We start from the raw sequence: 13,451 nt of genomic DNA, 5'->3' as shown, positions 1-13,451 counted from the left end.
ATATATCATATACTATCATTTATGTAAACGCTTTCTACATTAAAAAAAGAACTTGTTAGAAATCTTATAAAAGATTTCTAACAAGTTCTTTTTAAATCTGAATATCTAATTGAATGTCTTCAATTTGTAGCACTTTTTGAATGATTGCTAAAGTTCCGCCTAACAAAGTAGCATACTTCACATTAGAATTTAGCTTGATTTGAATTTCATTTCGAGAATACTGTTTAAACTGTTCTTTAATTTCTTCTAAAATTTCTGGCATTTCATTGATTAACGGACAGTTAACATAAAAAGCATTTGGATTAAATTGCGTGTTTAAGTTATGTATTAATATAGCAATCTTATTAATAAATTGCTCCATCTCTTGCACAACTACAGAGTTTCGCTCTTTATAATATTGAATTAGTTTACTAAGTGTTAACGTCTCACCTAATTGATGGCTTAAATTTTGTAGTAAAGCTTCTTGAGAAAAAATATCTTCAATCTTATGATAAGTTTCCACATTATTGCTTACTTTTGATACAAGTGTTTTTCCAATCTCACCCGCTTCACCATTGGCACCGCGATACAATTTATTATTAATAATTAAGCCCGCACCAATACCTTTATGAATGCTAAGCGCTATAAGGTTATTAATCGATAAACTATGCTTAAAATTACGTTCATACAATGCAGAAAGATTTGCCTCATTTTCGATCATCACAGGAACTTGAGCAAATTCTTTTAGCATTTCTGTTATAGAAACCCCGTCCGTCTTGTGGAATGGTAAATAAATGACATTTTGATCATTATCAACGACACCATGTATAGATACAGACATACCTAATAAACCATGAATAGTGTCATGTTTTTCACGAACATCAACGTGCTCTTTCAAAATATCTAATATACTACTTACATTATCATTCGGTAATTTATAAGATTCGTGTTGAATCACATTACCATCAAAGTAGTTATACATCACTTCAACAGAACTATACGTCAAATCTAACGAAATAAAGTAGCCATACAGATGATTAACCTTAAGTAAGATCGGTTTCCTTCCGCCACTTTTCGTACTGTCACCTTCACCAACTTCGCGCACTAAAGATTTACTCTTCAATTTATTTAAAATACTAGAAATGGTCGCTTTATTAATTCCTAGATTCTTTGATATTTCTGTGCGTGAAATATTTTGATGATTAAAAATTTCTTTTAGCACTAATTTTTCATTACTATTTATATTTAAAAATAAGTTATTTTCCATAATTTAAGACCCCATATGCACTTTGAATGTTCTATTTTAAATATCCATTTTATTATATTTATTATTTTAACACATATTAAAATAGCCAAAAGTTTTATCCTTATTTAATATATACCCTCTATTATTCATATTTGTTCAATTTCTTGTATGATATCATTGATATTATATACATCAATCTAAAATCACTTTTTATATAACTGAAAAGGAGCATATAAATTTATGAATATTTTAATTTTAGGAGCAACTGGTCGTATTGGTCATGAGATTTTAAATCATGCGATTAATGACGATCACCATATAAATGTATTAGTTCGTAATAAAGAAAAATTAAAAACTAAATATAACCAACTCAATATAATAGAAGGCAATGTGTTAAACAAAGATGATATTGCCCAGGCAATAAAAGGTGTAGATGTTGTATTCAGTGCATTAGGTACTGATGGTACAACTACATTAACAGAAGCTATGCCTCTTATTATTGAAGCAATGGAACAAGAAGGCGTTAAGCGTATCATTACTATAGGTACAGCTGGCATATTACAAAGTAGAACTGACATCGATCTTCTACGTTATGAATCAAACGAATCCAAAAGAAAAACGACTCGTGCAGCGAAAGAACATCATAAAGTATATGAACTACTCGACCAATCAACCCTTGAATGGACAATTGTTTGTCCTACGTATTTACCTGATGGAGAAAGAACTGGCAAATATCGAACAGAGAAAAATTATTTACCTGAAGATAGCGTTAAAATCTCCGTACCAGATACTGCAGAATTCGCTTATCAACAGTTGAATAACGATGAATATGTTAAATCGCGAGTCGGTATTGCGTATTAAATAGAAAAGCCCGGGACATAAATAATTGTCCTGGGCTTTATTTTTGAGAATAGCTGAAAAGTTTTTTGAAATAAAAAATAAGTGATTTGTTGTTCATTATTTTCAGCTCCAATTTTTATCAACATTTCTTTTTTATAAAGTTCTTGGAAGGCTTGTTATCACTATTTATTGTAAACCATGATTGTAGTTATTGAACAATAAAATCAACAAAAAATCATTTTACTATATACCTATAGGGGGTATATGTTATACTTTGATTATCAACTAGTTGTTCTTTTAAATTTTATAAATTAGGAGGTTCATTATCATGAATAAAGATAACAAGCATGATCATGAGCATCATAGTCATCAAGGACATGAAAATCATGAAGACCATGATAATCATAGTGACCACGCTCACCATCATGGTAATTTTAAAAGTAAATTCTTTATTTCATTAATTTTCGCAATACCCATCATCATTTTATCACCAATGATGGGCGTAAAATTACCGTTCCAAGTTTCATTTACAGGTTCAGATTGGATCGTATTAATTCTAGCTACAATTTTATTCTTTTATGGCGGAAAGCCATTTATTACAGGTGCTAAATCTGAGATTTTAAGTAAAAAACCTGGAATGATGACGTTAGTTACACTAGGTATTTCAGTTGCATATATTTATAGTTTATATGCATTTTATATGAATAACTTTAGCTCTTCGTCGTCCCATACTATGGACTTTTTCTGGGAGTTAGCTACTTTAATTGTCATTATGTTATTAGGTCACTGGATTGAAATGAATGCAGTTGGTAATGCTAGCAATGCTTTAAAGAAAATGGCGGAACTTTTACCTAATACCGCTATAAAAGTAATCGATGAAGACCAACGTCAAGAAGTGAAAATATCAGATATTGATATTGATGATATCGTTGAAGTTAAAGCTGGTGAAAGTATACCTACTGACGGTATCATCGCACAAGGTGAAACTTCCATTGACGAATCATTAGTAACAGGGGAATCAAAACTCGTTCCTAAAGCTTATAACGATGAAGTTATTGGTGGTTCCATCAATGGCTCAGGAACTATTCAAGTTAAAGTTACTGCTACCGGCGAAAACGGCTACCTTTCTCAAGTAATGGGATTAGTGAACCAAGCACAAAATGATAAATCCAAAGCTGAATTATTATCTGATAAAGTAGCAGGTTATTTATTCTACTTTGCAGTAAGTATCGGCTTAATTTCGTTTATTGTATGGATGCTTATTCAAAGTAATGTTGATTTTGCACTTGAACGTCTTGTAACAGTACTTGTCATAGCTTGTCCTCACGCATTGGGATTAGCGATTCCTTTAGTTACAGCACGTTCTACATCTATAGGTGCACACAATGGTTTAATTATAAAAAATAGAGAGTCTGTAGAAACAGCTCAACATTTAGATTATATAATGATGGATAAAACTGGCACGTTAACTGAAGGTAATTTCTCAGTTAACCATTATGAAAGCTTTAATGAACAGTTAACAGATGAAGAGGTATTGAGTCTATTTGCTTCATTAGAGAGCAATTCCAATCACCCTCTTGCTACTGGTATAGTCAATTACGTTAAAAGTAAGGACATATCCTATGCTAGCCCTAAAGAAGTTAACAACTTACCAGGTGTAGGTCTAGAAGGTACTGTTAATAATAGAAAATTAAAAATAACAAATGTAACTTATTTAAATCAAAATAAATTTGATTACAACAAAGAACAATTTACTGACCTTGCTAAAGAAGGCAATTCCGTTAGTTATTTAATTGATGACAACCAAGTTATTGGCGTTATCGCGCAAGGTGACAAAATTAAAGAAAGTTCAAAACAAATGGTTTCTGATTTATTATCTAGAAACATCACACCTGTCATGCTTACAGGTGATAATAATGAAGTTGCTCAAGCAGTTGCCAAAGAGTTAGGTATCGATGATGTACATTCACAATTAATGCCGGAAGATAAAGAAAAAATCATTAAAGATTATCAATCAAAAGGTAGTAAAGTTATGATGGTTGGTGATGGTATTAACGATGCGCCAAGTCTTATTAGAGCCGATATTGGCATGGCTATAGGTGCAGGTACGGATGTAGCCGTTGAGTCTGGCGATGTCATACTTGTTAAAAGTAACCCATCAGATATTATTAGTTTCTTAGACCTTTCTAAAAACACAATGAAGAAAATGGTTCAAAACCTTTGGTGGGGTGCTGGATACAACGTCGTTGCTGTACCTCTAGCAGCTGGAATATTAGCTGCAATAGGATTAATTTTATCCCCTGCTGTTGGCGCAATACTCATGTCATTCAGTACGATTATCGTAGCAATTAATGCTTTTACACTAAAATTAAAATAAAAGATAGGAGCTTTCAAATTATGATTAAGAAATTCAGTTTTATTATATTAGCATCAGGACTCATATTATCCGCTTGTTCATCAGATAAAGAGGCAGAAGATAAAAAATCTAACAATCATAAAGAAGAAGAACATATGGAGCATAAAAGCGATAGTAAAACACCAGAAAACATGAAGAGTACAAACGATGGCAAGTTTAAAAAAGGTGATAAAGTTACAATCACAGAGGGGCATATGGCTGGGATGAAAAACGCCAAAGGTACAGTGAAAGAAGCCTATAAAACTTATGCTTATGAAGTAAGTTACACACCTACAAACGGAGGCGACAAAGTTAACAATCATAAATGGGTTGTTAACGAAGAAGTAGCCGACGCACCTGAGCATGGTTTCAAAAAAGGTGACACTGTTAAATTAGAAGCTGACCATATGTCTGGCATGAAAAATGCAGAAGCTAAAATTGATGATGTAGAAGAAACAACTGTTTATATCGTAGATTATCAATCAACAGATAATGATAAAATGGTTAAAAATCATAAATGGATGACGGGCGATGAACTAACAACACGTTAAAAATATCGGAATAAAAGAGCTAAGGACATAAATCCTTAGCTCTTTTTTGTATGGGATTGATCGAGTCGATATTGTTGTTGGATTTTCCATGACGTTAATCCAGGTAAACATCATCTTATTGGATTTTCTAACACAATAATCCAAATAAACATACCTTTATTGGATTTTCTATCTTAATTAATCCAAGTAAACATTTCTTTATTAGACCCACCTTTACGTAAAATCACGAATTAACTTTTTCTTCTGTTTCATAGCTAATCTTTGTATGTTTTTGTTTAATTTATTATCAACCGAGTATATATAAATACTATGAGTAGAAGTTAAACTGAATATGCTTTAAAATTTTCAGTAGTACTACTAATTACGCTTACTTAATTTATTAGCCAATTAAAATTTATATTTTTACAATAAGTATTATTAACCTTTTGCAAATCACTCTTTTATATCGGAAGAAGGGATATTATGCTATTTCAATTAGACTTATTTTTAAGAATTTTTTTGGCCGTATTATGTGGTGCGATAATTGGTTATGAACGGTCACAAAGACTGAAAGCTGCTAGCATTAGAACGCATATACTTGTATCCGCCGCTTCAGCGTTGTTTATTATCATTTCAAAATACGGGTTTAATGATATTTTAAACTATTCAAACGTTGAGCTAGATCCATCAAGGGTAGCTGCTCAAGTTGTAAGTGGTATCAGTTTTATTGGTGCTGGTACAATATTGATTAAAAATCAAAATATTAACGGGCTAACAACTGCTGCTGGACTATGGATAACTTCAGGCGTAGGTATGGCTTTAGGTTCGGGACTTTATTTCATCGGGATTCTATCAGCAATTTTAATTGTCATTATCCAGTACTTTTTGAGAGAAAATTTTATATACGAAAAAATTGTTAAAAAAGAAAGAATACAAGAAAATATTGAAGCTTATTATTCAAACTATTTAAAACAGGATATATACAATTTACTTAAAGAAAATAATATTGAAAATATTTCATTTTACGTATATAAAATAGACCAGGATATAATTTATTTAAGCGTAACAGGTAAAGTTGTTTCTAAAACTTATAATAACAATGAACTTATGGAAAATTTATTCAGCTTAGAAGATGTTAGAGCAGTTAATTAATTGAATTAGGTATATATCTTAAAAAAGGGTCTGAGACATTGATTATGTCTCAGACCCTTTAAATTTTTATTTGTTTTTATCTTTGCGACGTGACCTAAATAGAACAATTGAACCAAGTGCTGCGAATAATGCCCCAAACAATGTTGTTGTTTTTCTTGAATCATTTGTTTCTTCACCTGTATCAGGTAATGCTTCATTGCCTTTATTATCTTTGGTTTTGTTGCTTTGTTGTGCACCGTTGTTTATGCGTTCCGCTTCACTGACGATACGGTTAATATCTTGTTGATTTGGTGCTTGTGCGATTTGATTCTGTAGTTGTTGTTTAGTTATTTCATCAAGGTTTGGCAAGGCATTTATCTTCGCATTACCTTCTGATTGTTGATTTACTAATAATTGATTAGCATCTTGTTGTTGTGCTTGTTTTATAATATCAGTAATCTGATTAGATGTAATTGCTTGGTCAACTTGATTGTTAAAATCATTTTTCACAGTGTCATCTATGTTTGGTAAGTCATTGATTATATCTTGAGCATTATCTTGATTTTTATTTAGATTAACTGTGTTTTGTACTTGTGCTTTGTTTACGATTTTATCAATGTCTAATTGAGTTTGTGCATCATCTATTTGTTTATTGAAATCTGATTTTTCTTCATATGATAAGTTAACTAAGTCATCTACGTTTTGTTTAGCATTATCTTTAGCATTGTTGAGTGCATTCTGAGCGTCTTGAGTTTGTGCATCTTTGATGATATTTACCAAATCTTCTGGTGTTTGTGCTTTTTCAATTTGTTGTTGGAAGTTACCTTTTTGTTTATCAGTTAAGTTATTCAATTGATCAATTTCTGATCGAGCTTTATCTTTGGCAGCTACTAAATCTTGTTTAGCTTTATTTTGTATATCTTTTGCTTTTGCATCTGACACAACTTTATCAATTTCCTCTTTTGACTTTGCACTTGAAATTTGTTTATTAAATTCCGACTTTTCTTTATCAGATAAATTATCTAAACTATTCACATCATTTGTACCTTGTTGTTTTTGTCTATCAAGTATGTTTTTCTCTGCTTTATCTTTAGCAGCCTGAACAATCTTATCAAGCTCTTCTTTATCAGTAGCATCATCTATTTGTTTATTAAATACTTCTTTTTCTCGATGAGATAAGCCCTCTAGCATATTGATACCAGTTTTAGCATTACCCTTTTGCTTATTAAGCATGTTTGTAGCATCTTGTGCTTTTGCATCTTGTACAACTTTATCAATAGTTTCTTTATCTTTAGCATTTTCTATTTGTTGGGCAAATTCAGCAAGTTCATCTTCTGTTAGATTTTTCAGGCTATTGATGTCTTCTTGACCTTTAGCTTTTTGTAAAGTGAGTAAGTTACTTGCATCTTGTGCTTTTGCATCACTAATTACTTTGTCAATTTCTGCTTTAGAAGTTGTATTATTTAATTGTTCTTTATATTGTGTCTTCTCTTCATCTGTTAAATTATTTAAGCTATCAAGTTCTTGTTGGCCTTGATCTTTTTGATTACTTAGTAAATTATTAGCATCTTGTGCTTTCGCATCTGCCACTGCTTTATCGATATCAGCTTTCGTAGTTGCATCTTGTACTTGCTTATTGAAATCAGATTTTTCTTTGTCAGATAAGTTATTTAGACCATTAACATTATCTTGTGCATTTTCTTTTTGCTTATTCAAAAGATTATCAGCTGCTTTATCGGTTGCATCTTCAACAATCTTATCGATATCAGCTTTCGTAGTTGCATCTTGAATTTGTTTGTTAAATTCTGCTTTTTCTTCTTCTGATAAATCATTTAAGGCATTAACTTCAGTCTGTGCATTTTCTATTTGTTTGTTTAATAAATTGCTTGCGTCAGTTTCATTAGCATCTTTAACAATATTTCCTACTTCTTCTGGTGTTTCAGCTGACTCTAGTTGTTGTCGTAAATCTGCTTTCTCTTCTTCTGTTAAATTAGTAAGTTGATCAATTTGGTTTTTCGCATCTTCTTTTGCAGCTGCTAAATCTTTGTCTGCTTTGTTTTGAACATCTTGTGCTTTCGCATCTGTTACTGCTTTATCGATTTCTTCTTTAGATGTAGCCACATTCACTTTATTATTAAATGCTGTTTTTTCTTCTTCTGATAAATTCTCTAAATTATTAATATCATTTGTGCCTGATTGTTTTTGACTATCAAGTAGTTTTTCATCGGATTTTTCTTGAGCATTTTGCACAATTTGATCGATAGTAACTTTATCTTTAGCATTCTCTATTTGTTCATTAAATGTTTCTTTCTCTTGTTCTGATAAATGCTCTAGACCATTTATATCGGCTGCAGCGTTATCTTTTTGTTTGTTTAGTAAATTGCTTGCATCTAGGTCTTGAGCACCTTCAATAACTTCTGCTATATCCATAGAATTATCTAAGGAATCAATATTTTCTTTATATTGTGCTTTGTCTTCATAACTAAGATTTCCCAGGTTATCTATAACTTCTTTAGCTTGTTCTTTAGCAGCTGCTAAGTCTTTATCTGCTTTATTTTGGATATCTTGTGCTTTCGCATCTGCCACTGCTTTATCGATTTCTTCTTTTGTTGTTGCATCTTGTACTTGCTTATTGAAATCAGATTTTTCTTTGTCAGATAAATCGTTTAAACCATTAATGTTGGTTTGTGCACTATCTTTTTGATTATTGAGTAAATTATCAGCCGATTTATTTGTAGCATCTTCAACGATTTTATCGATATCAGCTTTCGTAGTTGTATCTTGAATTTGTTTGTTAAATTCTGCTTTTTCTTTTTCTGATAAATCATTTAAGGCATTAACTTCAGTCTGTGCATTTTCTTTTTGTTTGTTTAATAAATTGCTTGCGTCAGTTTCATTAGCATCTTTAACAATATTTCCTACTTCTTCTGGTGTTTCAGCTGATTCTAGTTGTTGTTGTAAATCTTCTTTCTCTTCGTCTGTTAAGTTAGCTAGTTGATCAAGTTGAGTTTGTGCATCTTTTTTAGCTTGAGATAGATCTTGATCTGCTTTGTTTTGAATATCTTGCGATTTCGCATCTGCTACTGCTTTATCGATTTCCTCTTTTGTTGTAGCCTCAGAAACTTGTTTACTGAATTTACCTTTTTCTTCGTCAGATAAATTCTCTAAAGCATCAATATTTGTTTGACCGTTATCTTTTTGAGAGTTTAATAGATTGCTTGCATCTTTATCTTTAGCGTCTTGGATTACTTTATCAATAGCTGTTTTATCTGTTGCATCTGTAATTTGTTGTTCAAACTTAATACGGTCTTCTTCTGTTAAGTTACCCAAACTGTCTATATCTTGTTGTCCTTCATTTTTTTGTTCATTAAGTAAGTTTGTTGCGTCTTGTTTACGCGCTGTTTGTACTATTTTATCAATGGCATCTTTGTCTGTAGAATCATAAATTTGCTGAGCAAATTCATTTTTCTCATTTTCCGATAAATTGGATAAATTACTTATATCTGAATTACCTTGTTGTTTTTGATCACTTAATAAATTATTTGCATCTCTCTCTTTTGCATCTTGTACTGCTAGGTCAATCGCATCTTTTGTTGTAGCTTCAGCGATTTGTTGAGTGTAAATACTTTTCTCTTCTTCGGATAAATTAGCTAATGCATCAATATCTTTATTACCTTGAGTTTTATTCTCGTTTAAATTAGCTAGGTCTTTATTCTTAGCGTCTTGTAAAGCTTTATCAATTGCTTCTTTATCTGTTGCATTTGCAATTTGTTGTTCAAACTCAGCTCGATCATCATCTGTTAGGTTAATTAAATCGTTTAGCTTTTGATTACCTTGCTCTTTTTGAGACATAAGTAAGTTTGATACATCTTGCTCTCTAGCGTCTTGAATTACTTTATTAATTGCTTCTTTAGTTGTCGCATCTGTAATTTGCTGATTAAAGTTTGACTTCTCTTCATCAGATAAATTGCTTAAGTCATTTACTGTCTTATTACCTTCACTTTTTTGATTTTCAAGTAAGTTTGATGCGTCTTGTTCTCTAGCGTCTTGAATTACTTTATCAATTGCTTCTTTAGTTGTTGCATCTGTAATTTGTTGATTAAAGTTAGATTTCTCTTCATCAGACAGGTTGCTTAAGTCGTTTATATCATTAGCACCTTGTACTTTTTGATTTTCAAGAAGATTCGATGCATCTTTTGCATTAGCTTCTTGAACGATTTTATCGATATCCGCTTTACCAGTCGCATCTACAATTTGTTGTTCAAAGTCTTCACGTTCATCATCCGTTAAATTACTTAAACCACTAAGATCTTTTTTACCTTGCTCTTTTTGACTATTAAGTAAGTTATCAGCATCTTGATTACGTGCATCTTGTACTGCTTTATCGATATCAGATTTCGTCGTTGCATCTTTAATTTGTTGGTTGAATGCTTCTTGTTCATCTTGAGTTAAGTTATCTAATTCATTAATATCGTCGTTACCTTGTTGTTTTTGCTTTTCTAATAAATTATTTTCATCTTTTTCTTGAGCATCTTTAAGAATATTAAGTACATCTTCTGGAGTTGTTGCACCATCTAATTGTTCTTTAATATTTATTTTATCGTCTTCAGTTAAATTAGTAAGGTCATCAACTGTAGATTTTGCTTGATCTTTAGCATCTGATAAATCTTTTTCTGCTTTATTTTGAATATCTTTTGCTATTGCATCATTAATCGCTTCATTTATAGCTGTTTCATCTGTAGCGTTTGAAACTTGCTCTTTGAACTGCTCTTTTTCTTCGTCTGATAAATTAATTAATGCATCGATATCAGTTGTACCTTGTTGCTTTTGCTTATCTAATAAGTTTTGAGCATCTTGGTTTCGTGCATCATCTACAATTTTCTTCACATCTTCTGAAGATGAAGCTTCTTCAAGCTGTTGAGCAATTTTTGTTTTATTATCATCTGTTAAGTTAGTTAGTTGATCAATATCAGTTTGAGCTTTCTCTTTAGCGTCTGATAAGTCTTTATATGCTTTATTGTCTACGTCTTGTGCTTTTGCATCTTTAATTGTTTGATCAATTGTAGCTTTATCTGATGCATCAGTAATTTGTTGTTTGAACTGTTCTTTCTCTTCATCCGTTAAATTGCCTAAATTATTAATCTCTTCGCTACCTTGCTGCTTTTGCTTATCTAAGAAATTAGCGTCATCTTTGTTTTGGGCATCTTTAATGATTTGAGCCACTTCTTCTGGTGAAGTTGCATCTTTAAGTTGTTGGTTAATATTTGTTTTTTCATCTTCAGATAAATTATCAAGTTGTTCGATATCAGTTTGAGCTTTCTCTTTAGCGTCTGATAAGTCTTTAGCAGATTTATTGTCAGCATCTTGTGCTTTCGCTTCATTTATTGCTTCTTTGATGCTAGCTTCATTTGTTGCGTCAGTAATACGTTGTTCAAATTCTGAACGTTGTTCATCAGTTAAATTGCTCAAGTCATTTAATTGTTGCTTACCTTGCTCTTTTTGATTGTTAAGTAAATTGTCAGCATTCTGTTGTAAAGCGTCTTTAATAATATCTGCTACTGTTTCTGGATTATCTGCATCTTCAAGTCTTTGTGTAATGTCCGACTTGTCTTCATCAGTTAAATGTTCCATATTATCAATTTGAGATTGCGCATCATTTTTAGCATTTTCTAAATTTTGAGTTGCTTTATTTTCGATGTCTTGTGCTTTAGCGTTATTTATAGCTTCATTTATAGCAGTTTCATCTGTAGCATCAGAAATCTGCTGTTTAAACTGTTCTTTCTCTTCATCTGATAAATTAGTTAAACCATCAACATCAACTGTACCCTGTTCTTTTTGTTTATTTAATAAGTTTGATGCGTCCTTACTTTGTGCGTCTTTCAAAATTTGAGACACTTCATCTCGACTTGTTGCATTTTCAAGTTGTTGAGCAATATTAGCTTTCTCTTGTTCATTTAAATTAGTTAAGTTATCAACGTCAGTTTGAGCATTTGATTTAGCATCTGCTAAATCTTTCATTGCTTTATTCTCTGCATCCTTCAATTTAGCATCGTTTACAGCTTGATGTATGCCTTCTTGGTTAGAGGCATCACTGATTTGTTGTTCAAACTGATTACGCTCTTCATCTGTCAGGTTACTTAAATCATTAAGCTCTTGTCTACCTTGATCTTTTTGACTGTTTAATAAATTTGAGGCGTCTTTATCTCGAGCTTCTTGTATTACTTTGTCGATTGCTGCTTTATCTGTTGCGTCTGTAATTTGTTGCTCGAATTGATTGCGTTCTTCATCAGATAAATTAGCTAAATTATTTAAATCTTGATGACCTTGATCTTTTTGACTGTTTAATAAATTTGAGGCGTCTTTATCTCGAGCTTCTTGTATTACTTTGTCAATTGCTGCTTTATCTGTTGCATCTGTAATTTGTTGCTCGAACTGATTGCGTTCTTCATCAGATAAATTAGCTAAATCATTAATGTTTTGTTTACCTTGCTCTTTTTGGTTTGATAATAATTGCTCTTTATCTTGTTGCTTAGCATCGCTTACAATATTCGCTATATCTTCTGGTGATGTTGCTTCATTAATATTAGTAATAATAGTATTACGTGCATCATCAGTCAGATTCGCTAAACTATCTAACGTAGATTGTGCATTTTCTTTTGCTTGTTGTAAGTCTGCTACAGCTTTGTTTTGTGCATCTTGAGCTTCTGCATCTTTAACAACTTGATCAATGGCTGCTTTATTTTCAGCATTTGTAATTTGGTTACTGAAATTCGCTTTTTCTTCGTCTGTTAAATTGCTCATTCCATTAATTGTAGAATTACCTTTATTTCTTTGTGCATTAAGTAAATTACTATCATCTTTAGCTTTTGCATTAGCAACAACTTTATCGATAGCTGCTTTATCTACAGCATTTGTAATTTGATTATTGAACTCCGCTTTCTCTTCGTCTGTTAAATTAGGCAATTCATTGATATTAGACTGCCCTCTGTCTTTTTGACTGTTTAATAAATTAGTCGCATCTTTATTACGTGCATCTTGTACTGCTTTATCTATTGCCGATTTATCTTTAGCGTTCGTAATTTGATTTGTAAAATTACTAATATCTTCAGCTGTTAAATTACTTAAATTATTGATATTAGATTTACCTTGCTCTTTTTGATTATTCAATAAGTTAGTTGCATCTTTAATTTGAGCATCTTGTACCGCTTTATCTATTGCCGATTTATCTTTAGCGTTCGCAATTTGATTTGTAAAATTACTAATATCTTCAGCTGTTAAATTACTTAAATTATTGATATTAGATTTACCTTGCTCTTTTTGATTATTCAAT

The 13,451-nt window shown here is 31.5% G+C and carries 6 protein-coding genes; 4 read left to right on the top strand and 2 right to left on the bottom strand.

Going from position 1 to position 13,451, the window contains the following annotated elements; translation table 11 throughout:
- Nucleotides 1-91 precede the first annotated feature (91 nt).
- The gene (locus LQ682_RS02050) at nucleotides 92-1,246 is read right to left on the bottom strand and encodes an ROK family transcriptional regulator (protein ID WP_275589619.1); all 1,155 of its coding nucleotides are present in this window, start codon (nucleotides 1,244-1,246) and stop codon (nucleotides 92-94) included.
- A 219-nt stretch (nucleotides 1,247-1,465) separates the two neighbouring features.
- On the opposite strand from LQ682_RS02050, the gene LQ682_RS02045 reads away from it, so the two are divergent.
- From LQ682_RS02045 to LQ682_RS02030, 4 genes are all read left to right on the top strand, one after another.
- Nucleotides 1,466-2,086 (top strand): NAD(P)-dependent oxidoreductase, encoded by a 621-nt coding sequence (locus tag LQ682_RS02045; protein WP_239723804.1) that lies wholly within the window; start codon nucleotides 1,466-1,468, stop codon nucleotides 2,084-2,086.
- A gap of 307 nt (nucleotides 2,087-2,393) precedes the next feature.
- Entirely contained in the window at nucleotides 2,394-4,442 is a 2,049-nt protein-coding gene (locus LQ682_RS02040; protein ID WP_239723803.1) for a heavy metal translocating P-type ATPase, read from the top strand.
- 20 nt (nucleotides 4,443-4,462) lie between these two features.
- Entirely contained in the window at nucleotides 4,463-5,011 is a 549-nt protein-coding gene (locus tag LQ682_RS02035; RefSeq protein ID WP_239723802.1) for a YdhK family protein, read from the top strand.
- A 462-nt stretch (nucleotides 5,012-5,473) separates the two neighbouring features.
- On the top strand, nucleotides 5,474-6,142 hold the full coding sequence (locus tag LQ682_RS02030; protein WP_239723801.1) for an MgtC/SapB family protein: 669 nt from the start codon (nucleotides 5,474-5,476) through the stop codon (nucleotides 6,140-6,142).
- A gap of 66 nt (nucleotides 6,143-6,208) precedes the next feature.
- Here LQ682_RS02030 and LQ682_RS02025 read toward each other — a convergent pair.
- The coding region (locus LQ682_RS02025; RefSeq protein WP_239723800.1) for an LPXTG cell wall anchor domain-containing protein at nucleotides 6,209-13,451 on the bottom strand (7,243 nt) is incomplete at its 5' end.

The sequence above is a fragment of the Mammaliicoccus sp. A-M4 genome (genome assembly GCF_022386955.1).
GTDB classification, from domain to species: Bacteria; Bacillota; Bacilli; order Staphylococcales; family Staphylococcaceae; genus Mammaliicoccus; species Mammaliicoccus lentus.
The sequence above is the reverse complement of the archived record's forward strand: the minus strand, read 5'-3'. Positions and strand labels throughout refer to the sequence as shown.

What these genes read in the sequence shown, in the direction of transcription:
- LQ682_RS02040 (WP_239723803.1), top strand. Translation starts at nt 2,394, where the DNA reads ATGAATAAAGATAACAAGCATGATCATGAGCATCATAGTCATCAAGGA.
- LQ682_RS02045 (WP_239723804.1), top strand. Translation starts at nt 1,466, where the DNA reads ATGAATATTTTAATTTTAGGAGCAACTGGTCGTATTGGTCATGAGATT.
- LQ682_RS02035 (WP_239723802.1), top strand. Translation starts at nt 4,463, where the DNA reads ATGATTAAGAAATTCAGTTTTATTATATTAGCATCAGGACTCATATTA.
- LQ682_RS02030 (WP_239723801.1), top strand. Translation starts at nt 5,474, where the DNA reads ATGCTATTTCAATTAGACTTATTTTTAAGAATTTTTTTGGCCGTATTA.
- LQ682_RS02050 (WP_275589619.1), bottom strand. Translation starts at nt 1,246, where the DNA reads ATGGAAAATAACTTATTTTTAAATATAAATAGTAATGAAAAATTAGTG.